Here is a 19,721-nt window from a genome sequence, read left to right as displayed (position 1 = left end):
GGTTCATGCATTGCTGGTGGCGCGGACCTCGGCCAGGCTGGTGACGCCCTGCAGCACCTTGACGATGCCGTCCTGGCGCAGGGTGCGCATACCTTCCTTCATGGCCTGGGTCTGGATCTCCTCGGCGCGGCTGCCGGTCTGGACCAGGCGGCGGATTTCGCGCGAGACGCTCAGCAGCTCGTGCAGCCCGGCCCGGCCTCGGAACCCGGTGTTCTCACACTGGGGGCAGCCAGCGCTGTGATAGTGCATCAGCTGGCCCCCGCTGCCATGAAGCTGGCGCCACTGGGCGAGCAGATCGTCACGGCCGGGGCGAATGTCTGGTGCGAAGGCGTGCAGATAGTCCTCCTGCAGCTCCTCCAGGTCGGCCGCCGGCAGGGGCGAGCCCTTGAGGCAGTGCGGGCACAGCCGCCGCACCAGGCGCTGGGCCAGCACCGCCAGCAGGGAGTCGGCGAAGTTGAAGGGATCCATGCCCATGTCCAGCAGCCGGGTGATGGTCTCGGGCGCGCTGTTGGTGTGCAGGGTGGACAGCACCAGGTGGCCTGTCAGCGAGGCCTCGATGGCGATCCGGGCTGTCTCCTCGTCGCGGATCTCGCCCACCATGATCACGTCCGGGTCGGCCCGCAGGAAGGCGCGCAGGGCCTTGGCGAAGGTCCAGTCGATCTTGGGGTTCACCTGGACCTGGCGCAGCCCGGCCTGGGTGATTTCCACCGGGTCCTCGGCCGTCCAGATCTTGCGCTCGGGCGTGTTGATGCGCGAGAGCACCGAGTGCAGGGTGGTGGTCTTGCCTGAGCCCGTGGGGCCCACGCACAGCACCATGCCGTAGGGGCGCTCGATGGCCGCCGTCAGCCGGGCCATGTTGTCGGGCGAGAGCCCCAGCCTTTCCATGGGGATGGGCCGGGCCGAGGACAGCAGGCGCATCACCACGTCCTCCAGGCCGTTGTTGGTCGGGATGGTGGCCACGCGCAGCTCCAGTCGGTGCTGCGGCGAGAAGCGGGCGAAGTTGATTTTGCCGTCCTGGGGCTTGCGGCGCTCGGAGATGTCCAGGTCGCACATGATCTTGATGCGGGCGATCATGGCGTTGCGGTAGGTGTGCGGCAGCTCCAGGTAGGGCTGGAGGTGACCGTCCCGGCGGAAGCGGATCTTGAGCTTCTCGCGGCCGGGGTGGGTCTCGATGTGGATGTCGGAGACGCCCTGCTGGCTGGCCTCGATGATCATGGTGTTGATCAGGCGCACCAGGGAGTTGTCAGACTGCTCGATCTGGGGCTCGTCGTCCCGGCTGCCGCGCTCCTGAACCTCGCGCTCCAGGCTCTCGATCAGCTTGTCGGTGTTGTCGAACTCGAAGTCGGGCTGCAGGCCCGGCAGTGGGATCTCGCGCTGCGAGATGCTCTCGCTGCCGAAGCGGTCATAGGTGCTGGGCAGGGCGAACTGCAGGCTGCCGACCTTGGTCAGGGCGGGCGCCACCTTCAGCTGGGTGACGAACTCGATCTCGTCCAGGGCGTCGCGCCGGGTCGGGTCCTCCATGGCGACGATCAGACGCCCGTCGCGCAGGACCAGGGGCAGGACCTCCAGGCGCCGGGCCACCGAGAAGGGCAGCTTGCGCACCGCATCAGGCTCGACCGGGAAGCGTTCCAGATCCACCAGCGGATAGCCCATCTTGCGCGCCAGGGCGGACTGCAGCTGCTGGCGGGTCACGATGCCCTTGCGCACCAGCAGTTCACCCAGCGGCACGGAGCGGTCGCTGCGCTGCTGGGCCAGGGCGTCTTCCAGCTGGTCGTAGCTGATCAGCTCCATGGCCAGCAGGGCCTCGCCGATGCGCACCATGGGCATCTTGGCCTGCTGCTCGATGGCCTGCAGCAGTTGCTCGGGCGTGACGATCTGGCGGGCCAGGAGGATGTCGCCCACGCGCTGGCTGCGCAGCTTCTGCTGCTCCTGGGCCACGGCCTCGATGTCCTCCACGCTGGCGAGCTGGTCCTTCACCAGCACATCGCCCAGGCGCTCGCCGATGTCGTGGCTGGCGATGCATTCGCGGGGGATGAAGACGCAGCGGACGCCGTCGTCGAACTCGCTGACCGGCACGAAGAGGAACAGCCCCATGGTGTTCTCGTGGTGGCCGATGGTCATGCCCTTGAGCTCGCCGCCGCCGGTGAAGTGCACCTTGAATTCCACGCGGGGGCGCTGGTCCAGGTCCAGGGCCGCGGGCGGCTGGTCCAGCTGCTTGGGCGCCGCAGGAATGGTCTGCAGCAGCTTCAGGGCTCGGAACTGGCTGAACTTGAGCCCCACCGGGCTGCGCGCTGGCGGCACCAGCAGCTGGGCCACCCGCTCACGGGCCTGCATCTGCAGCAGTTGGCCCTGGGTGCGGCTGTTGTTGAGGCCCAGGATCTCGCAGGGCTGGGGGGCCTCGCTCGGGGCGATCGGTGCGTAGGCGGCGTAGGGCGGCGTGGGCCAGGCAAACACGGGATCAAGCCCCGCGTCCGATCCGGACCCGGGTTCGGGCCAGTCAATCGTCGCGGACAGGTCGTTCATCTCAGGGACTCCAGGGGCAGAGGCCGCGGCGCACACAGGCGGCATGGCCGGACGGACCCACCTAGGCCGCATGCTAATCGCAAGGGCCGGGGGCGGATAGCCGAAACAGACCGCGCCAGGGTTGGCTGTTGCATTGCTGCCGCCGTGCGTGGCCGGTCGGGGGCAAGAACTGGCCCCCCTTGTCAGGCTGCAGCCGCTGGGGCCTTCGTCCTCGCTGGAAGGACAAGGCGGGCCTCGGTCAAGGCCTTCGTCCTCGCTGGAAGGACAAGGCGGGCCTCGGTCAAGGCCTTCGTCCTCGCTGGAAGGACAAGGCGGGCCTCGGTCAAGGCCTTCGTCCTCGCTGGAAGGACAAGGCGGGCCTCAGTCAAGGCCTTCGTCCTCGCTGTAGCTCCGCCAGCGCTGACTGGCCTTCTTCATCAGCCGGACCTGCTGGCGAAAGCGCGGGCAGGCCGCGCACAGGGGCATGTGCACGGCCACCAGCAAGCGCTCGCGCAGGCGGGGCGGCCGATCCTGGGCGAGCAGCAGCATCTCGGTGACCTGGCGGCAATTGGGCAGCACCAGGCGCAGGATGGGAATGAACAGCGTTCTGAGCAGTTTCATGCGGCGGCTCCCGGGCCGGCGCCGGCAAACCAGTTGAGTTCCAGACATTCACGCAGCCGCAGCCGCGCTCGGTGAAGCATCACCCAGAGATTGGTCGGGCTGATGGCCAGGACCTTACAGATCTCCTCGGTGTCCAGTTCCAGCCATTCGCGCATCATGAAGAGCCGGCCTTGCTGGCCGGGGAGCTTGTCCACGCAGGCCTCCAGCACGCGCATGAAGTCCATCTGGCGCAGGGCGGCCTCTGGGTCGCTGCCCCAGTCGCCCGGGGTCTCGCGCCAATGGCCGGTGCTGTCGAAGAGCTGCTCGTCGAGGTCTTCCTCGTCCTCGCGGCTGCTCGAAAGCTCGCGGCAGTTGCGCCGGATCTGGTCCACCAGCTTGTGCTTGAGCACGCCCACCAGCCAGGTCTTGAGCTGGGAGCGGCCGCCAAAGCCCTCGGGCCGCTCAAGCGCTGCCAGCAGGGTCTCGGACACGGCGTCTTCAGCCCAGGCTTCGTTGCGCAGTTGCAGGCGGGCGTACTTGAGCAGCTGCGGGCGCAGGCTCTCCAGCTCGGCGGGGGCGATGCTCATGGTGGGATGAGGGGCGAGGGCAGGGGTGGGCAAGAAATGTGTGCCGCGCAGTGTAAGGACTGTCAGCCCTCTTGCGACACACCCCGCGTGGGCCGATGATGGCCGCCACGCGGTGAGCCTCGCTGTGGCCCGCGGTCCGTCCCACGACATCCCGTCAACCGACAAGCCAACAAGGAAGCATCATGTCGCATCACAAGACTCTCAGCACCGCCCTCGCCGCCGCCCTCGCCTTGGGTCTCGTCCAGCAGGCCCAGGCCGAGGACAAGGGCGCCAAGGAGAAGTGCTACGGCATCGCCAAGGCCGGCCAGAACGACTGTGCCAACCTCAACGGCAGCCACAGCTGCGCCGGCCAGGCCACCACCAACAATGCCCCGGAGGAGTGGCGTTATGTGGCCAAGGGCAGCTGCAAGAGCCAGGGCGGCCTGAGCAGCGAGGAAGCCCGCGCCAAGATGAAGAAGTAAGCCGTGCAGACCCTGGGCGCAGATCCGGCGCTGTGTGGCATCGGCTGGCGCCACGGGCATGAGGCCGAGTTGCTGGAGCGGCGACCGCCGCTGCCCTTCATCGAGGTGCACTCGGAGAACTATTTCCAGCCCGGCGGCGCAGCCCTGCAGACCCTGATGCTGGCGCGGGAGCACTACCCCGTGAGCCTGCACGGCGTGGGCCTCTCCCTGGGCTCGGCCTGCGGGCTCGATGCCTGGCACCTGGACCGTCTGGCGCGCCTGGCCGAGCGGGTGCAGCCTCTGCGCATCTCCGACCATGCCAGCTTCGCCCGCGTGCCGCTGGAGGGTCAGGTCTTGCATGGGGCCGACCTGCTGCCCGTGCCTTTCAGCCGCCGATCGCTGGACCGCATGGTCAGCCATGTACAGCAGGTGCAGGAGCGGCTGCGGCAGCCCTTGCTCGTCGAGAACCTCAGCGCCTACCTCGAATGGACGCCCGAGGCCGATGAAGGTCCCATGGCCGAGGTCGAGTTCCTGGACGCCCTGTGCCGCCGCAGCGGCTGCGGCCTGCTGCTGGACCTCAACAACCTCATGGTCAACGCCCTCAACAGGCATGGCGGCGCCAAGGAAGCGGCGCAGCAGGACTGCCTGGACTGGGTGCAAGCCCTGCATGTCGTGCCGGGCGAGATCCATCTGGCCGGGCACAGCCGGCAGCAGGGGCTGATCGTGGACGACCACGGCGACCAGGTCGCCGACCCGGTGTGGCGGCTCTATCGCCAGACCCTGTGGCATTTCGGTCAGGCCATCCCCACACTGGTCGAATGGGACACCCGCCTGCCCGCCCTGGATCTGCTGCTGGCCGAGGCGCGCCGTGCCGATGGGATCGCCGCCGAAGTCCTTCGCCGTGCGAACTCCGCGCCGCAATCGAGCCATGTCCACTGAAATTGAACGCCAGGCCGCGCTGCTGACGGCCCTCCTGCAGGGCGACGGCGGCTCGCTCGCGGCCCTGGGCCTGCGCGGCGTGCTGCCCACGGACGCGCAAGCTGCCCTTCGGCAGGGCCTGCAGGCCTATCGCGGCAATGCCATCGCCCTGTCCGAGCGGGCGCTGGCCGGCGCCTTTCCTCAGCTGGCTGGCCTGCTGGGGTCGCAGTTCGGCAGCCTGGCCTGGTCCTTCTGGAAGGTCTGTCCACCGGCCTGCGGGGACCTGGGCGAGTGGGGTGCCGCGCTGCCCGGCTTTCTAAGGCAAAGCGCAGACGACGCGCTGGCCGACATGGCCGCGCTGGAGTGGTCCCTGCACCAGGCCGAGCGCGCGCCGGACGCGGCCCTGGATGCCGCTTCCCTGGCCCTGCTGCATGGCGATCCCCGACAGCTGCGTCTGGTCCTGCGCCCCGGGCTGCTCCTGCTGTCGGTGTCGGACGAAGCCCTGTCCCTGCTGGCCTCGCACCGCGCCTGGCTGCACCCTGTGGCCGCGGGCATGCCGGCGGTGCTGGTATGGCGTAAGGATTGGCGCGGCCGGGCGACTCAATTGCAGGCGGCCGAGGCCGCCTTCATGCGCAGCGTGCTGGCCGGTGACAGCCTGGAGACCGCCCTGATGGCCTCACAGGCCGACGAAAACGAAGGGCTGGACTTCACTTCCTTTCTCCAACAGGCGCTGCGAGAGCAATGGCTGATGGCCGTCCTACCCGTCGAGGCCGAGGACGGCAAAGAGGACAACAACGATGAACACCCTGAAGCAATTCCTGCGCCGCCTGGGCGCTAGCGCCTGCCACGTCGGCCCCGATGTCGAGCAGCCCTGGCCGGCGCCCTTGTTCCGCTGGGGCCAGTCCCTGGCCCTGCTGCTGGCGCGGGTCTATGTGGCGCGGGTGTTCTTCCTGTCCGGCCTGACCAAGCTGCGCGACTGGGACACCACCCTGGCCCTGTTCCAGGACGAATACAAGGTGCCCCTGCTGCCGCCCGTGCTGGCGGCCTATGCCGGTACGGCGGGCGAGGTGCTGCTGCCGGTACTGCTGCTTGTGGGCCTGGCCACGCGCTTCGCGGCGGCCGGGCTGTCGGTGCTGAACGTGATGGCCGTGCTGAGCCTGGCCGAGATCGCGCCCGCGGCCCTGGCCGGCCATCAGTGGTGGGGCAGTCTGCTGCTGGGCCTGCTGCTGTGGGGCGCGGGACGGTTCTCGGCGGACCAGGTGCTGCAGTCGCGGTTCAAGACCTGAGCCGGGGCGACGGTCCAAGGACTCAGGCAAGACCTGACCCCGACGCAGCTCAGTCGTTCGGCTTGAAGCTGATCACCAGCACCGGCGGCACGCTGCCGTCGGTGTCCCGGGGCAGGCGGTCGGTGCGCTCGATGGCGCGCTGCACGGCGCGGTCCCAGTCGGGGTCGCCGCTGGACTTGCTCAGGCGGCTGCTGATGATCTTGCCGTCCGGCGCGCAGCGCACCTCGACCTCCGCCTGCGGATTGGCGCCGCTGCTGGCCGTGTAGATGATGTTGGGTCGGATCGCCGCCTTGATGCGCCCGGCGTAGGTGGCCGAGGGTCCAGCGCTCTGCTTGGCGCTGCCCGTGCTGCCCGGCGAACCGGTGGCACCGGCCAGGCCCATCATGCGCTCCAGGTTCTGCTTGCGCAGGGCGTCGAGCTTGGCCTGTGCGTCCTTGGCGGCCTTCTCCTGCTTCTGTTTCTCGAGCTTCTCCTGCTTGGCCAGCTCTTCCTTCTTCAGGCGCTCCTGCTCCTTGAGCTTGTCGCGCTCCCTCTCCTTTTCGAGTTCCTTCTGCTTTTCAAGCTCCTTCTTGCGCTGGAGTTCGAGCTCGGCCTGGCGGCGCTCATCGTCCTTGCGCTTCTTTTCCTTGGCGATGGCGATCTCGGCCTCGCGCTGATCGGGTTGGGCTTCAGGCACGGGGGGCGGGTTCTTGGCTCTGGGCTGCTCGGGTTCGGGCTGGGGTTCGGGCTCCTGCAGGCGCGGCGCGGCTGCCTGGGGCACCAGGGACCACAGCTCGGCCTCGAAGGCGGGCTCGGTCTGGGTGTGCCACTGCACGCCCAGGCTCAGGCCCAGCACCAGCAGGGCGTGCGCCAGCACGGCCAGGCCGAAACCGCGGCCCATGGCCGGGGCCTGCGGCGGGCGCAGGGGGTCGGCGGGCAGGGCGCTCATGGGCGGGGCCTCCCGGCGGGATGCTTTATAGACATGGCCCTGCAGGCGGCCGGCGTGCACATGCTCATGGCGATCAGCGGCTGGCCTCGGCGGCAGCGCCGCTCTTCACGGCCAGGCCCACGCGCTGGATGCCGGCGCTCTGCAGGCTGTCCATGACCTTGACCACTGCCTCGTACTTGACGTTCTTGTCGGCCGAGATGACCACCGGCGTGCTGGCATCCCCGCCCTGGGCCTGCTTGACCTGGCGTGGCAGGTCCTTGAGCGTGGTGGGCTCGGGCTCGGACTTGTCGAGCTTGAACTTGAGCTTCTCGTCAGGCCCCACGACCACATGGATGACGTGCTCGGGCTGCTGGCGGCTCTTGCCCACGCTGGGGAGGTCCACCAGGCCCGTGGTGATCAGCGGCGCGCTGACCATGAAGATGATCAGCAGCACCAGCATCACGTCGATGAAGGGCACCATGTTGATCTCGTTGATGGTGCGGCGGCGTCCACGGCCGCGGGAAGCAAGGGCAGCCATGGCGGATCAGCGGGCGGTGGGCGCTGCGGCAGGCGTGCCAGCATTGCGCTGCAGGATGTTGGAGAACTCCTCGATGAAGGTCTCCAGCGTGATGGCGCTGCGGTCGATCTGGCGCGCAAAACGGTTGTAGGCCAGCACTGCGGGGATGGCCGCGAACAGGCCGATGGCCGTGGCCACCAGGGCTTCTGCAATGCCGGGGGCCACCGTGGCCAGGGTCACCTGCTGCAGATTGGACAGGCCCACGAAGGCATGCATGATGCCCCAGATGGTGCCGAACAGGCCCACATAGGGAGAGACCGAACCGACCGAGGCCAGAAAGGACAGGTGCGATTCCATGGCGTCCAGCTCACGTTGGAAGCTGGCCCGCATGGCACGGCGGGCGCCGTCCAGCAGGGCCGTGGGCTCGGCCACCCGGCGCTCGCGCAGCTTCAGGAACTCGCGCATGCCGGAGGCGAAGATGCGCTCCAGCGGGGCGCCGTCGCTCTTGCCGGAGACGGCGTTGTAGAGCTCGTTGAGGTTTTTGCCCGACCAGAACTCCTGCTCGAAGGACTCGTTGCTGGACTTCACCCGGCCCAAGGCGATGAACTTCGAGAAGATCACGCTCCAACTGGCTAGAGAGACCGTCAGCAGGGCACCGATCACCAGCTTGACCACGAAGCTGGCATTGGCGATGAGGGTGAAGATGGAGAGGTCTTGGTTCATCTCGGTTCGCTTGTCAGCGGGGAAGAAGCAGGAAGGGGGCTGGGCGTGGCAGGGAGCCGTGGCTTCAGGACGAGGGAAGGATCAGGGTGGACAGGCGGGCCAGCAGGTCCTCAGGCATGCGAGCCGGCCGGAAGCTGGCCACATCCACACAGCCTATGCGGATTTCGCCTTCGGCGAGTAACTGTCCGTCACGCCAGGCCTGCTGGAACAAGGTCATGCTCGCCCGACCCTGCTCGCGCAGCTCGACGGTGACGCTGACCCAGTCATCCAGCCGGGCCGGTGCCAGGTAGCTCACCGCCGTGCGGCTGACCACGAACATGCGGCCCTGCGACTGGCGCATCAGCTCCTGGCTGAAGCCCAGCTCGCGCAGCCACTCGGTGCGAGCGCGCTCGAAGAACTTCAGATAGTTGGCGTAGAAGACCACGCCGCCGGCGTCGGTGTCTTCCCAATAGACGCGCAGGCCATGGCGGTAGTCCGCCTCGTGGGCACGGCTCTGGCTCATGCGCGGCGCAGACTGGGCAGCAGCGCGGCCAGGCGCCGGACGGCCTCGTCCAGGTCCTGGTCGCTGCTGGCGAAGGACAGGCGCAGGAAGCGCGAGGCCAGGGCAGGGCCGAAGTCGCGGCCGGGCGTCAGGGCGATCTGGGCGCGGTGCATCAGCTCGAAACTGAAGTCCCAGGCGTTGTCGGTGAAGGCGGAGACGTCCATCCAGACGTAGAAGGCGCCGTCCGGCATCACCGGCACCTCCAGGCCCAGGGCCTGCAGCGCGGGAACGATGCGGTCGCGGCGGTCCTTGAGCACGGCACGGCGGCGTTCGTACTCGGCCAGCGAGGCCTCCTCGAAGCAAGCCAGCGCCGCATGCTGGGCAATGCTGGAGGGGCAGATGAAGAGGTTCTGCGCCAGCTTCTCGACGGGGCTTACCAGGGCCGGCGGCAGCACCAGCCAGCCCAGGCGCCAGCCTGTCATGCCGAAGTACTTGGAGAAGCTGTTGATCGAGACGATGTCCTCGCCCAGGGCCAGGGCGCTGTGGCCGAAGGCTTCCTCGTAAGACAGGCCCAGATAGATCTCGTCGATGAGGGTCAGGCCGCCGCGCTGGCGCACGGCGGCGACGATGCGGGCCAACTCGGCGGGCTCGATGGACGTGCCGGTGGGATTGCTGGGCGAGGCCAGCAGCACGGCGCGGGTACGCTCGGTCCAGGCCGCCTCGACCTGGGGACAGCTCGGCTGGAAGCGTTGCCCGGCACCGGCGGGCAGCAGCACGGCTTCAGCGTCCGCAGCGGCCACGAAATGGCGGTTGCAGGGGTAGCTCGGGTCGGGCATCAGGACCTGGTCCCCGCGCTCGAACAAGGCCAGGCTCACCAGCTGCAGGGCGGCCGAGGCACCTGCCGTCACCACGATGCGCGAGGCCGGCACGTTCAGCCCAAAATGCCGGCCGTACCAGCGGCTGATGGCCTCGCGCAGGGCCGGCAGGCCGGCCGCCGCGGTGTACTGCGTGCGGCCTTCGGCAATGCAGCGCGCGGCCGCCTCGGCCACGCCCGGACTGGCGCCGAAGTCGGGCTCGCCGATATTCAGATAGATCATGCGGCGACCGCCCTGGGCAGGGTCGCACAGCGCCGTGCGGGCCAGTTCATCGGCCGCCTTGGCGCATTCCATGACGTAGAAGGGATCGATGCGATCCAGTCGCTGGGCCAGCTTCATCCGGGACTGCGAGGGTGGGCTTGCAGGGATCCGTTCAGCGGGCCGGCTTGCGCTGGGCCTGCACTTCCACGGGGCGCAGGTCCTCGGCCGCGCGGTCCAGCACGCCGTTGACGTACTTGTGGCCATCGGTGCCGCCGAAGGATTTGGCCAGCTCCACGGCCTCGTTGATCGCGACCTTGTAAGGGATGTCGATGCAGTGCTTGAGCTCGTAGGCGCCGATCATCAGGATGCCGTGCTCGATGGGCGAGAGCTCGGTGGTCTTGCGGTCTACATGGCGGCCCAGCACGCCGTCCAGGTCGGCGGCCTCGTGCACGCTGCCGTTGAACAGGGCGTCGAAGTGGGCTTTGTCGCACTTGTCGAAGCCCTGCTGCTCGCGCATGTGGGCCTCGATGGCGCCAGGCTCATCACCCGTGACCAGCCATTGGTACAGCGCCTGCAGTGCGAATTCGCGCGAGCGGCGGCGGGCGGACTTGGCGCCGGCACGCTTGAGCCCTGGCTTGCCGGCGGCGCCGGAACCGGACTTGGCGGTGGGCTTGGCTGCAGCGGGGGTGGGGGTCTTGTCGTTCATGCTCACTGCAGGGCTTTCAGAAGATGGGCCATCTCGACGGCCACGCGTGCGGCGTCGGCGCCCTTTTCGGCGGCGCGGGCCCAGGCCTGGGGCTCGTTCTCGACGGTGAGGATGGCGTTGGCAACGGGCAGATTGGCGTCCAGCGAGACACGGGTCACGCCCGCGCCGCTTTCGTTGGCCACCAACTCGAAGTGGTAGGTTTCGCCGCGGATGATGCAGCCCAGAGCGATGAGGGCGTCGAAGCGTTCGCTGTCCGCCATGGTCTGCAGGGCGACCGGCACTTCCAGGGCGCCGGGCACCGTCACATGGCGGATCTGGTGGCTGGGCACGCCCATGGCGTCCAGCGCTTCCAGGCAGCTCTGCGCCAGGGTGTTGGTGAGCGTCTCGTTGAAGCGCGCCTGCACGATGCCAATGCGCAGGTCCTGGCCGGTCAGGGCGGCCTGTTGTCCCTTGTCTGCTCCTTGCATGGGCTTCTTACTCCTTGTGGGTGCTCGACAGAGCACTGGGTTGAGCGCTCTGGAAACCGGTGACCTCCAGGCCGTAGCCCGTCATGCTGGGCATGCGGCGTGGGCTGCCCAGCAGCTTCATCCTGTGCACGCCCAGTTCTCGAAGGATCTGGGCACCGACGCCGTAGGTGCGCAGGTCCATGGCCATGGCGCGCGGCGCCGTTGCGTCACCCGACTCGAAACGGCCCAGCAGAGCCTCGGCCGACTCGCCGCAGTTCAGCAGCACGGCCACGCCGGCGGGCGACTGCTTCAGCGCCGCCAGGGCCTGGGGCAGCGGCCATGAGTGGCCGCACTGGCCGGCGTCCAGCAGGTCCAGGGCAGAGAAGGGCTCGTGCACGCGCACCAGCACCTCGTCAGACGGCTGCCACTGGCCATGGCTGAGGGCCAGGTGCACTGCGCCGGTGCGGTCCTTGAAGACGGCGCAATCGAAGCTGCCCTGGTGCGTCTGCAGCGCGCGGCGACTGACCAGTTGGACCAGGGATTCGTTGCGGCTGCGGTATTCGATCAGGTCGGCAATGGTGCCGATCTTGATGCCGTGCTCCTGGGCGAAGACCTCCAGGTCCGGCAGGCGGGCCATGGTGCCGTCGTCCTTCATGATCTCGCAGATCACGGCGGCGGGCGTCAGGCCGGCCATGCGGGAGAGGTCGCAGCCAGCTTCGGTATGGCCGGCGCGCATCAGCACGCCGCCGTCCTGGGCCTGCAGGGGGAAGATGTGGCCGGGCTGGACCAGGTCGCGTGCCTCGGCATTGCGGGCCACGGCGGCCTGCACGGTGCGGGCGCGATCTGCGGCGGAGATGCCGGTGGTGACGCCGGTGGCCGCCTCGATGGACACCGTGAAGGCCGTGCCATGCTGGGTGCCGTTGCGCGTGGCCATGGGCGGCAGTTGCAGGCGCTCACAGCGCTCGCGCGTGAGCGTGAGGCAGATCAGGCCGCGGCCGAACTTGGCCATGAAGTTGATGGCTTCGGGCGTGACGTGGTCCGCGGCCAGGACGAGGTCACCCTCGTTCTCGCGGTCTTCTTCGTCAACCAGGATGACCATGCGGCCGGCGGCCAGCTCGGCGACCAGCTCGGGGACAGGAGAGATAGGCATAGGGGCGGATTGTAGAGGGGCGAGGCGACCATCCGGTGTTTCCCGGGGATGGAGATGCACAGTTCCTTGAGACCCGGCAGTGGGCTCAGGGCGCCGGCCAAGCGGGAAAGAGGGCGGTGGTGCCCGGCACGGGACTCAGAAGCCCAGGCCGGGCCGACGCAATCGCAGACGGAGGTCACCGTCCACCGGACGGGTCTCCAGCCAGTCGAAGCGGGGCGCGGCGGCCAGCTCTGGAAGCAGGCCCAGGGCGGCCATTCCCCGGCCCTCGCCCAGAAGCGTGGGGGCCAGGTAGAGCAGCAGCTCGTCCACCAGGCCGGCCCGCAGCAGAGCGCCGTTGAGCGTGGCTCCTGCTTCCACATGGAGCTCGTTGACCCCGCGCCGGCCCAGCTCAGCCAGCAGGGCCGGCAGATCGACCTGCGGCCCGTTGGACAGCTCGACCTGCGCCACGGTAGGCGCGTTGAGCGACTGCCCCGCGGGCAGGCCGGCCTTCAGCCCTGCGGGCAACGCCAGGGTCTCGACGCCCTCCGGCCATGGCGTGGTGGAGGGGTGGCCCGCATGCACCAGCAGCACCCTGCCGGGGGGCTGGAGGATGCGGGCGTTGGCGGGCGTCTGCAGCCGGGAGTCTACGATCACGCGCAGAGGTTGAAGTGGCGGCGCCTCCGTGCCGGGCAGGCGCAGGTCCAGCCGGGGGTCGTCGTCCCGGACCGTGCCCAGGCCGGTGAGGATGGCGCTGGCCCGCTGTCGCCACCATTGGCCGTCCTGGCGGGCACCAGGGCCGGTGATCCATTGGCTGCGGCCATCTGGCAGGGCGGTGCGGCCGTCCAGGCTGGCGGCGATCTTCATCCGCACATAGGGCCGGCTTCGCACCATGCGGCTCAGAAAGCCGATGTTGATCTCACGCGCCTCGACGGCGCCGAGACCCTGCTCGCAAGTGATGCCTGCCGCTTCCAGGTGCGCCCGACCCTTGCCGGCCACGAGTGGGTTGGGGTCCAGTAAAGCGAGGTGCACCCGGCCCACGCGCGCTGCCGCCAGGGCCTCGCAGCACGGCGGCGTACGACCGTGGTGGGCACAAGGCTCCAGCGTCACGTAGACATGGGCGCCAGCCAACGCAGCCTCTCCATGCCCCCGGGCCCGGGCGTCGCGCAAGGCCATCACTTCGGCGTGGGGGCCACCCGCCTGCTGCGTGTGGCCGGCGCCCAGCAGGCGCCCCGCCGGGTCCGTGATCACACAACCGACGCGGGGATTGGGTTCGCTGAGGCCGATGGCGCGTCGCGACAGCGTCAGGGCCAGCTCCATGGCTTCCTGGGGCGATAGCGGGCGGTCGTCAGGGCTGGCAGTGTTCACGATGGCGTGTCGGTGTGGTGGCGGGCCCTGGCGTTGCGGCCAGCGTTCGCCCGATGGAACGGGGCGAAGAATAGCGTGCTCCGCAGGGAATGGCCCCGGCCTTCCAAGCAGGGTCCAGCCCGCAAACAGGGTAGCGCCGTTCATGGCGCTCGGAAACGGGAGTGTCGGCGCAGTTGGGCATGGCCCGGGCAGCCAAGTACAGCATGACGGAGCCTGTGCATGATTCGACGAGCGGCAGAGCACCGTCAAGCCGGGCCAGTTCGACCTGTGCTGTGCTGTGCCTGGTGCCTGGTGCCTGGTGCCTGGTGCCGGGTGCCGGGTGCCGGGTGCCGGGTGCCGGGTGCCGGGTGCCGGGGCGCCGGGGTGCCGGGGTGCCGGGGTGCCGGGGTGCCGGGGTGAGGCGAGGCAGGGGCTGGCGATGGTTTGCATTGCGCGGCAGGGTTGTGGCGGCAAGGATGGCATCGTTCGTCGTGGTTCATGGTGTTGCATTGCTGCGCTGTGTGGTTCTTTGCGCTGCCGTGTGGCGTGGCAAGCGTTGCATGGTGTGGCCTGGTGTGGTGCTTGGTGACGCCCTGCGGTCGAGGGCTGAACTACTCCGGCGGTTGATGTGGCAGCGTGCCCAGGTCCAGCAGCCGGCCTGCTGCCGGGTCGGGCGGCAGGCCGCCGGGGCAGAGTAGACCGGCGCGAATCACGAGGAAGTTCTGCTGGGTGAGCGGGCCATCGACGTCGGTGTAGTCCGCAGGGTGCTCGGGGTTGGCGATGTGCCCGTCGTGGTCATGGTCAGCGCTGTAGCGGCAGACACGGAAGCGCTTCAGGTCGGCGGCAGCGCCGCTCAGTTCGCTGCGCCCGCTCCATCGTTGATCTGTGCCTCGGGGATAGACAAGGCAGTGGTAGCTGACCACCTTCCTTCTGTCTGCCACCGCCCGAACCGCATTGCTGCGGCAAAGCGGCGGCGCGGGCGAGGCCACGGCGTCGCTGAGACTCAGCACCAGGCTCAGGGGCAGTGCGCTGGATCGGGGCTTGTCGGCTGAGGGGCTGTCCTCCAGGTCAAAGTGGATTTCGCCACTGAGCAGCAGCGCGCCGCCACCGACCATGCGCGATCGGCAGTCGGCCACATCGGCCGTCCGAAGCTCGTCGATGCCGCGCCCACCGAGCTCGCACCGGCCCAAGACCCAGCCGCTGCGGGCATCCACCAGCCAGGCCTCTGCGCTGTCGCCCGCCGGCTGAAAAGCCAGCCATCCGGGGCCCAGCGTGCGGGCTGCCTCTGGAATGGCCGCATGGCGCGCGCGGGTCAGGGCTACATCCCCGCTGGCTTGGGGACTGAAAGCCAGCAGCGCGGTGGCTGGCTGGGCAGGTGCCAACCTGGCCGGCCAACGAAGGCTCTGCCACACGCCGAACCGGTCCTGCCAGCGCAACTGGAGGTTGACATCCTGCAAGGGGCGCATCGCTCCGGCGAGCACCCGTTGGCGAAAGGCGTAGCGGCTGCTGTCGAGGTCTCTGTGCCAGGCAGTCTCGTCAGCGTCGCCGTCAGCATCCTCCGGGCCTTCCGGAGGCCGGACGCTGAACGTCGGAGAGCGGTCGGACGCGGCCTCAGCATCAACCATGCCGCCTTCGGCCACGCCGCTTCGCAGGCGCTCGATCTGGGCTTCTGCCAACACCGCCGCCGCGGCGCGCTCCCGGGCGAAGTCGCTGTAGGCCCGGGCGTTGGTCTGCCCCTTGAGCAGGAGCACCATGCCGACACACAGGAGCAGGCTTGCCAGCATGGCCTCCACCAGGCTCCAACCAGCCATGTACGCCCCTCGCTGCCAGGGCCGGCCCCCGGGTGCGCGCTGCGCTGGGCGCTCTATGCGGCGCCGTGGTCGGGTCCACCGACGGTGCCACGAACAAGCCCACGAACAAGCCCACGAACGGCCAGGCCCCCAGGCGCACGGCTTCAGGCGGATGACATGCCTTGCTGGCAACTGCTTGCTCATGGGATCCATCCTCCAGGCAGCCGCACCCAGCTGCCTCTCAGGTCGCTCAGCCGACGTATCAGGGGAGCGTCATGGACGATTTGCACCTGCCCCGCCAGGGTGACGGCCCCAGCGCTGAGGAGGGCGCCATCAATGCGCAGAACCCCGCCCGAGGCATGCATGCGGGCGGCCCCGTGGCTGTAGATCAGGCCGTGCAACTGCAGTGGGGTGTCGATGTCCAGCGCGCTGTCGCACAGGATCAGCAGCGGGCTGTCGCGGCTGCCCAGCACCAGGGGGCTGCGCAGCTGAAGAGGCCCGAGCACCCATAGCCAGGACTGGCCGGAACGGATACGGGCACCGAGCGCCGGGCTGCAGTCCGCCACACCGCGGCAATCGAGCACGGACAGCCCGCTGCGTTCGTGGTACTGCGAGGGCAGCAGGCCGAAGTAGCGCCGGAAGAAGGCATTCGGCGCCAGGGCGAGCTCCGCCTCCTTGCGACGGACCAGGGTACCGGGCGTACCGCCCGGCGGCCCCTGGATGTGGGCCTCGGCACCAAGCACGTCGGCGCCAGCCTGGAGCACCCAGGCGCTGTCCGGATCGGGGGGCAAGGCCAGGCCCGCTTGCGTGCCTGACAGGCCACGAAGATCCACCGTGGAGGCGCTGGTCAATGCACTCCCGGGAGCTTGTGCCAGAGCCGAGGCGAGCACCACGAGCTGAGCCTGCCCCGTGGGCGGCAGAGGGCTGGAGGCCGCCGTGCCTGGCAACTCGCAGGGGCTCTGGCCCTCGGCGCAGGATTGCACCAGGAGGCGTAGGGTCCGGCGGTGCCAAGCTGAGGCCTCTGGGCGTTCCTTTCCTTGGAACTCCAGGCTGAAGCGAGCCAGCCGGTCGGTGAAGGTCCTCGCGTGGGAGGGCCCGGGGGTGGGGGATGAGGCGGGCGGGACTCCGGGAGGGCATTGGCATCGCCAGGTGCCGTCATCGACCGCGCAAGGAAAGGGGAGTCCCTGCCAGGGGGCACGTACCAGCCGATGCCCCCGCTCGTCCATGTGGGTCAAGCTGTCGCCGAAGGCAGGCCCGGTGCCGGTGCCTGGCCGGCAGTCGGCGTCGAGATGAGGGCTGTTCAGCAGCTGCAGGCCCCAGTCCAGGCCGCTTTCCTGCAGGCTTTGGCGCTGATGGCCCTGCACCAGCGCTTCGCTGCCCATTTGCTCGCCCTGGACCACTCGGGCGCTCAGGAGGGCCACCATGCTCATCAGCAGCATCAGGACCATGAGCGTGGCGAGCGTAGCCATGCCTGCGATGGAGTGGCCGGGACCACCGGGCGGGGACACAGGCATGCGGTCACGGCGCCGGTCAAGCCGTCGGATGGGGGCGCAGGCACGGCGGGGCCGGTGCGGCGGGGGAGATCGAGGGTGGGGCGGACGACGGATTGGGACGGAGCGTGGGGCGTCGGGGGCGGTGGCGCTGCAGCTGCTGCAGATGCATCCGTCATCGACTTCTGTGGAGAAGCTCAGCATGGCGAAGGGGGCCATTCCAGGCGCTGGTTGCGAACGTGAATGCTGCTGCTGATGCTGCGCACCGTGCGGGGCTCCAGGCGGGACTGGCCGACCAGCAGCACGTGGAGTACCTGCGCCTGCAGCAGGGCCTCGCAGGATCGCGGGGTGCGACGGGCGCTGGCACAGGTGCAGGACTCAGGCAGTGCGTCCTTGGACCGGTTCAGGCGCACTTCCATCCGGATGAAACGGACGGCGTTGCTGTCGGTCCAGGGCTGCCAGCTGCGCTCCAGCAGGTACTGCAGCTGTGTGCCCTGCAGACGGAAGCCGCGTTCGATGCGTCGGCGAGGCTCGCCCGGTTCTGATCGGATATAGGTCAGGCTCACGCCGTCACCGGCACCGGCACGATCGTCGGGTATGGGGGCGCCCTCAAGCAGCAGTTGGAGGCGCGGGGCTTCCGGGGGAGGTGCAGTGGCCTGGCCCCGCTCGGGAACCAGCTCATGAGCCGCCGGGTCGGCGCCGCTGCGATGGACTTCATGGCGCATCAAGGCAATGGCGTTGCGCAGCTCCTGCTGGAGAAGGGTTTCGGCCAGCAGGTGCCGATGCTCACGCCACTGGCTGAGCACGAGGGTGCCGGCCACCGCGCACAGGAAGAGGCCCACGGCCATGCCGATCATCAGGTCCACCAGCGTCCATCCACTTTGGCTGGACAAGGGGCGAGCAGGGCCCTGGCCAGGGCGGCAACTGTCCGGCCGGACGACTGCGAGCTGCAGCGCGCGGCTCATCGGGGCCAGCAGGGGGTGCTCGGGCGGCCCGCTGCATCTGAAGCGCTATGGGTGAGCTGTCGGCCTTCCAGGGTCAGGCGCAGCACGGCGCAGGCGCGGTCATGCGCCTGGGGGCTGGTGAGCTGCGGGGTGGCCTGGGCGACGAAGCCTTTGCTGAAGGGCTCGGCATCGGGGTCTGCGTCGGATTTAGGCAAATCGAGCAGGCGCAACTGGTAGTGCTGAAGGGGGCTGGCGGCAAGTCCCAATTCGGCGAGGCTGCCGGCATAGCGCCCATGGCTGCTGCGGTAGCGGGACTGGGCGTTCAGCACCTCGGACAAGGCTGTCTGCGCTTCGCTGCGGCGGGCCCGGTGCAGGACCCCCTCGAAGCGCGGCCAGGCGAGGGCGGCCAGGGTGGCGGTGATGCACAGGGCGACCAGCACTTCGATGAGGCTCAGCCCACTCTGGCACCTGCGCGCCGGGTGGGTGACGAGGGGCGCGTTCTCTGGCGACAGGTTCGAGGGGCAGTCCTGGCCGAGCTCCCGGGGCGGCCGGAAGCACGGCGAGTGCAAAGGTTGTAAGCGGTACATGAAGGGCTCTCTTTGATCTGCAGCTGGCCGGGGATCAGGCCAGGGGACGAGGGCAAGGTGGCAGGGCGCTGGGCCCCCAGTCGCGGGCGCAAGCCCGGACACGTCCGGCAGGGCTCAGGAGGTACCAGATGCCGCGACCCGTGGCGGACTGCTCGACGCGAAAGGTACCGGCGCTGGTGACGAAACCTTCGCCGGGATGCAGGGTGACCCCAGAGACATTGGCCGTGAGCCGGGTACCACTGGCGCCCGCGATCCAGCGGTACTTGACGGGCGCTGCGTCAGACTCGCAATGGGCGCCGGTGGCGCCGCAGTGGCAGCGATCATGAGGGGCCAGATGCAATACGTAGCAGGTGCCGCCGGGCAGGCGTATCACGCTGAGGCGTAGGGCCTGCTCGCCGCTGAGTGCGAGGCTGCGCGCCAGTTGGAGGTCATGGGCGAATTCGGCGGCCAGCGTTTCCAGGCGCCGCTTGATGACGGCACTCTGCAGGGCCGGCAAGGCGAGCTGGCTCAGCACACCAAGCACCGCAAGAGTCATCAGGGCGCTGACCAGGCCGAAGCCTTGCTGGCGGGTAAGGGGGGGGAGCGGCGCTGGAGCGCAAGCCGAGCGTCGAGCCGGCGGCTGAGGCTGGCGCTGGGTCGGAATTTGAGCAGGGAGGAGTCGCACGGCAGGCCTTCGTTGGTGAAGGCCTGCAGGGTAGGGCCGGCGATGCCGGCCTGCATCCACAGGGCGCGTGAGAGCTGGAGGAGCCGGTCCGCAAGGCTGCGGACTTTTCGCGTTAGTGCGGGTGGGGCGGCGTGTTCAGATGTCCCGGATCAGCTGCCGGAATTCGTCCACGTCTTCGAAGCTGCGGTAGACCGAGGCGAAGCGGACGTAGGCCACCTTGTCGATGCGCTTGAGCTCGCGCATGACCAGCTCGCCGAGCTTGGTGGAGGGGATTTCTCGGGCGCCACTGGTCAGCAGCTTGTCCTGGATGCGCTCCAGGGCCGCGTCGATCTGCTCAATGCTCACCGGCCGCTTGCGCAGGGCCAGTTGCATGGATGCTCGCAGCTTGGCGGGGTCGAAGTCGGCGCGGGTGCCGTCCTTCTTGACCACCGCGGGCAGGGCGATCTCGGCCCGTTCGTAGGTGGTGAAGCGCTTGTCGCAGCTCAGGCAGCGCCGCCGACGGCGCACCACATCGCCCTCATCCGACTCGCGGGTCTCGGCGACCTGGGTTTCGTGATGGGAACAAAAAGGGCAGCGCATCGGCG

General features: G+C 69.1%; 22 protein-coding genes. 4 read left to right on the top strand and 18 right to left on the bottom strand.

Annotation, left to right across the window (positions count from 1 at the left end):
• Positions 1-3: 3 nt before the first annotated feature.
• The 3 genes from H5407_RS14420 to H5407_RS14410 all read right to left on the bottom strand — a co-directional run bounded on the left by H5407_RS14420 (position 4) and on the right by H5407_RS14410 (position 3,689).
• On the bottom strand, positions 4-2,523 hold the full coding sequence (locus H5407_RS14420) for a GspE/PulE family protein (protein ID WP_183105154.1): 2,520 nt from the start codon (positions 2,521-2,523) through the stop codon (positions 4-6).
• A 360-nt stretch (positions 2,524-2,883) separates the two neighbouring features.
• A complete protein-coding gene (locus H5407_RS14415; protein ID WP_183105153.1) occupies positions 2,884-3,123 on the bottom strand; it encodes a zf-HC2 domain-containing protein in 240 nt (79 codons plus the stop codon).
• On the bottom strand, positions 3,120-3,689 hold the full coding sequence (locus H5407_RS14410) for a sigma-70 family RNA polymerase sigma factor (protein ID WP_183105152.1): 570 nt from the start codon (positions 3,687-3,689) through the stop codon (positions 3,120-3,122). The genes H5407_RS14415 and H5407_RS14410 overlap by 4 nt, the downstream gene beginning before the upstream one ends.
• 182 nt (positions 3,690-3,871) lie before the next feature.
• On the opposite strand from H5407_RS14410, the gene H5407_RS14405 reads away from it, so the two are divergent.
• From H5407_RS14405 to H5407_RS14390, 4 genes are read left to right on the top strand one after another with little or no spacing between them, the layout of a single operon-like run.
• On the top strand, positions 3,872-4,150 hold the full coding sequence (locus tag H5407_RS14405; RefSeq protein WP_183105151.1) for a DUF2282 domain-containing protein: 279 nt from the start codon (positions 3,872-3,874) through the stop codon (positions 4,148-4,150).
• 3 nt (positions 4,151-4,153) lie between these two features.
• Positions 4,154-5,068, top strand: coding sequence for a DUF692 domain-containing protein (locus H5407_RS14400; protein ID WP_183105150.1), 915 nt, complete (start codon positions 4,154-4,156; stop codon positions 5,066-5,068).
• Positions 5,058-5,885 (top strand): putative DNA-binding domain-containing protein, encoded by an 828-nt coding sequence (locus tag H5407_RS14395; RefSeq protein WP_183105149.1) that lies wholly within the window; start codon positions 5,058-5,060, stop codon positions 5,883-5,885. The genes H5407_RS14400 and H5407_RS14395 overlap by 11 nt, the downstream gene beginning before the upstream one ends.
• Entirely contained in the window at positions 5,845-6,333 is a 489-nt protein-coding gene (locus H5407_RS14390; protein WP_183105148.1) for a DoxX family protein, read from the top strand. The genes H5407_RS14395 and H5407_RS14390 overlap by 41 nt, the downstream gene beginning before the upstream one ends.
• Positions 6,334-6,382: 49 nt before the next feature.
• Here the strand turns inward: H5407_RS14390 and tolA are convergent, their stop codons facing one another.
• From tolA to nrdR, 15 genes are all read right to left on the bottom strand, one after another.
• Positions 6,383-7,261, bottom strand: coding sequence for a cell envelope integrity protein TolA (gene tolA / locus H5407_RS14385; RefSeq protein WP_183105147.1), 879 nt, complete (start codon positions 7,259-7,261; stop codon positions 6,383-6,385).
• Between the two features lie 73 nt (positions 7,262-7,334).
• Positions 7,335-7,778, bottom strand: coding sequence for a protein TolR (tolR, locus tag H5407_RS14380; RefSeq protein WP_183105146.1), 444 nt, complete (start codon positions 7,776-7,778; stop codon positions 7,335-7,337).
• Positions 7,779-7,784: 6 nt separating this feature from the next.
• The gene (tolQ, locus tag H5407_RS14375; protein ID WP_183105145.1) at positions 7,785-8,480 is read right to left on the bottom strand and encodes a protein TolQ; all 696 of its coding nucleotides are present in this window, start codon (positions 8,478-8,480) and stop codon (positions 7,785-7,787) included.
• Between the two features lie 64 nt (positions 8,481-8,544).
• Positions 8,545-8,982: a tol-pal system-associated acyl-CoA thioesterase gene (gene ybgC / locus H5407_RS14370; RefSeq protein WP_183105144.1), complete on the bottom strand. Its 438-nt coding sequence runs from the start codon at positions 8,980-8,982 to the stop codon at positions 8,545-8,547.
• The gene (locus H5407_RS14365; RefSeq protein ID WP_183105143.1) at positions 8,979-10,175 is read right to left on the bottom strand and encodes a pyridoxal phosphate-dependent aminotransferase; all 1,197 of its coding nucleotides are present in this window, start codon (positions 10,173-10,175) and stop codon (positions 8,979-8,981) included. The genes ybgC and H5407_RS14365 overlap by 4 nt, the downstream gene beginning before the upstream one ends.
• Before the next feature lie 34 nt (positions 10,176-10,209).
• On the bottom strand, positions 10,210-10,743 hold the full coding sequence (nusB, locus tag H5407_RS14360) for a transcription antitermination factor NusB (protein ID WP_183105142.1): 534 nt from the start codon (positions 10,741-10,743) through the stop codon (positions 10,210-10,212).
• 2 nt (positions 10,744-10,745) lie between these two features.
• The gene (gene ribH / locus H5407_RS14355) at positions 10,746-11,210 is read right to left on the bottom strand and encodes a 6,7-dimethyl-8-ribityllumazine synthase (RefSeq protein WP_183105141.1); all 465 of its coding nucleotides are present in this window, start codon (positions 11,208-11,210) and stop codon (positions 10,746-10,748) included.
• Positions 11,211-11,217: 7 nt separating this feature from the next.
• A complete protein-coding gene (gene ribBA, locus H5407_RS14350) occupies positions 11,218-12,339 on the bottom strand; it encodes a bifunctional 3,4-dihydroxy-2-butanone-4-phosphate synthase/GTP cyclohydrolase II (protein ID WP_183105140.1) in 1,122 nt (373 codons plus the stop codon).
• Between the two features lie 135 nt (positions 12,340-12,474).
• Positions 12,475-13,683, bottom strand: a complete 1,209-nt coding sequence (gene ribD / locus H5407_RS14345; protein ID WP_310737651.1) for a bifunctional diaminohydroxyphosphoribosylaminopyrimidine deaminase/5-amino-6-(5-phosphoribosylamino)uracil reductase RibD — start codon at positions 13,681-13,683, stop codon at positions 12,475-12,477.
• Between the two features lie 590 nt (positions 13,684-14,273).
• Positions 14,274-15,473, bottom strand: a complete 1,200-nt coding sequence (locus H5407_RS14340) for a hypothetical protein (protein WP_183105139.1) — start codon at positions 15,471-15,473, stop codon at positions 14,274-14,276.
• 179 nt (positions 15,474-15,652) lie between these two features.
• Positions 15,653-16,921: a hypothetical protein gene (locus H5407_RS14335; RefSeq protein ID WP_183105138.1), complete on the bottom strand. Its 1,269-nt coding sequence runs from the start codon at positions 16,919-16,921 to the stop codon at positions 15,653-15,655.
• A gap of 218 nt (positions 16,922-17,139) precedes the next feature.
• Positions 17,140-17,835, bottom strand: coding sequence for a PilW family protein (locus tag H5407_RS14330; protein ID WP_183105137.1), 696 nt, complete (start codon positions 17,833-17,835; stop codon positions 17,140-17,142).
• A 68-nt stretch (positions 17,836-17,903) separates the two neighbouring features.
• The gene (locus H5407_RS14325; RefSeq protein ID WP_183105136.1) at positions 17,904-18,473 is read right to left on the bottom strand and encodes a type IV pilin protein; all 570 of its coding nucleotides are present in this window, start codon (positions 18,471-18,473) and stop codon (positions 17,904-17,906) included.
• A gap of 34 nt (positions 18,474-18,507) precedes the next feature.
• Complete coding sequence (locus H5407_RS14320) at positions 18,508-19,008, bottom strand: Tfp pilus assembly protein FimT/FimU (protein WP_183105135.1); 501 nt, start codon at positions 19,006-19,008, stop codon at positions 18,508-18,510.
• Positions 19,009-19,272: 264 nt separating this feature from the next.
• Entirely contained in the window at positions 19,273-19,716 is a 444-nt protein-coding gene (nrdR, locus tag H5407_RS14315; RefSeq protein WP_183105134.1) for a transcriptional regulator NrdR, read from the bottom strand.
• Between the last annotated feature and the right edge of the window lie 5 nt (positions 19,717-19,721).

The organism is Mitsuaria sp. WAJ17, assembly GCF_014174515.1.
Classification (GTDB): Bacteria; Pseudomonadota; Gammaproteobacteria; order Burkholderiales; family Burkholderiaceae_C; genus Roseateles_B.
Note: the sequence above shows the minus strand (reverse complement) of the source record. Positions and strands in the feature narration are given on the sequence as shown.

Coding starts and splice junctions, on each gene's coding strand:
- nrdR (WP_183105134.1), bottom strand. CDS start 19,716: ATGCGCTGCCCTTTTTGTTCCCATCACGAAACCCAGGTCGCCGAGACC.
- H5407_RS14335 (WP_183105138.1), bottom strand. CDS start 16,921: ATGGCTACGCTCGCCACGCTCATGGTCCTGATGCTGCTGATGAGCATG.
- H5407_RS14420 (WP_183105154.1), bottom strand. CDS start 2,523: ATGAACGACCTGTCCGCGACGATTGACTGGCCCGAACCCGGGTCCGGA.
- H5407_RS14410 (WP_183105152.1), bottom strand. CDS start 3,689: ATGAGCATCGCCCCCGCCGAGCTGGAGAGCCTGCGCCCGCAGCTGCTC.
- tolA (WP_183105147.1), bottom strand. CDS start 7,261: ATGAGCGCCCTGCCCGCCGACCCCCTGCGCCCGCCGCAGGCCCCGGCC.
- H5407_RS14340 (WP_183105139.1), bottom strand. CDS start 15,473: ATGGCTGGTTGGAGCCTGGTGGAGGCCATGCTGGCAAGCCTGCTCCTG.
- H5407_RS14405 (WP_183105151.1), top strand. CDS start 3,872: ATGTCGCATCACAAGACTCTCAGCACCGCCCTCGCCGCCGCCCTCGCC.
- tolQ (WP_183105145.1), bottom strand. CDS start 8,480: ATGAACCAAGACCTCTCCATCTTCACCCTCATCGCCAATGCCAGCTTC.
- H5407_RS14365 (WP_183105143.1), bottom strand. CDS start 10,175: ATGAAGCTGGCCCAGCGACTGGATCGCATCGATCCCTTCTACGTCATG.
- H5407_RS14415 (WP_183105153.1), bottom strand. CDS start 3,123: ATGAAACTGCTCAGAACGCTGTTCATTCCCATCCTGCGCCTGGTGCTG.
- tolR (WP_183105146.1), bottom strand. CDS start 7,778: ATGGCTGCCCTTGCTTCCCGCGGCCGTGGACGCCGCCGCACCATCAAC.
- H5407_RS14320 (WP_183105135.1), bottom strand. CDS start 19,008: ATGACTCTTGCGGTGCTTGGTGTGCTGAGCCAGCTCGCCTTGCCGGCC.
- ribH (WP_183105141.1), bottom strand. CDS start 11,210: ATGCAAGGAGCAGACAAGGGACAACAGGCCGCCCTGACCGGCCAGGAC.
- nusB (WP_183105142.1), bottom strand. CDS start 10,743: ATGAACGACAAGACCCCCACCCCCGCTGCAGCCAAGCCCACCGCCAAG.
- ribBA (WP_183105140.1), bottom strand. CDS start 12,339: ATGCCTATCTCTCCTGTCCCCGAGCTGGTCGCCGAGCTGGCCGCCGGC.
- H5407_RS14325 (WP_183105136.1), bottom strand. CDS start 18,473: ATGTACCGCTTACAACCTTTGCACTCGCCGTGCTTCCGGCCGCCCCGG.
- H5407_RS14390 (WP_183105148.1), top strand. CDS start 5,845: ATGAACACCCTGAAGCAATTCCTGCGCCGCCTGGGCGCTAGCGCCTGC.
- H5407_RS14395 (WP_183105149.1), top strand. CDS start 5,058: ATGTCCACTGAAATTGAACGCCAGGCCGCGCTGCTGACGGCCCTCCTG.
- ybgC (WP_183105144.1), bottom strand. CDS start 8,982: ATGAGCCAGAGCCGTGCCCACGAGGCGGACTACCGCCATGGCCTGCGC.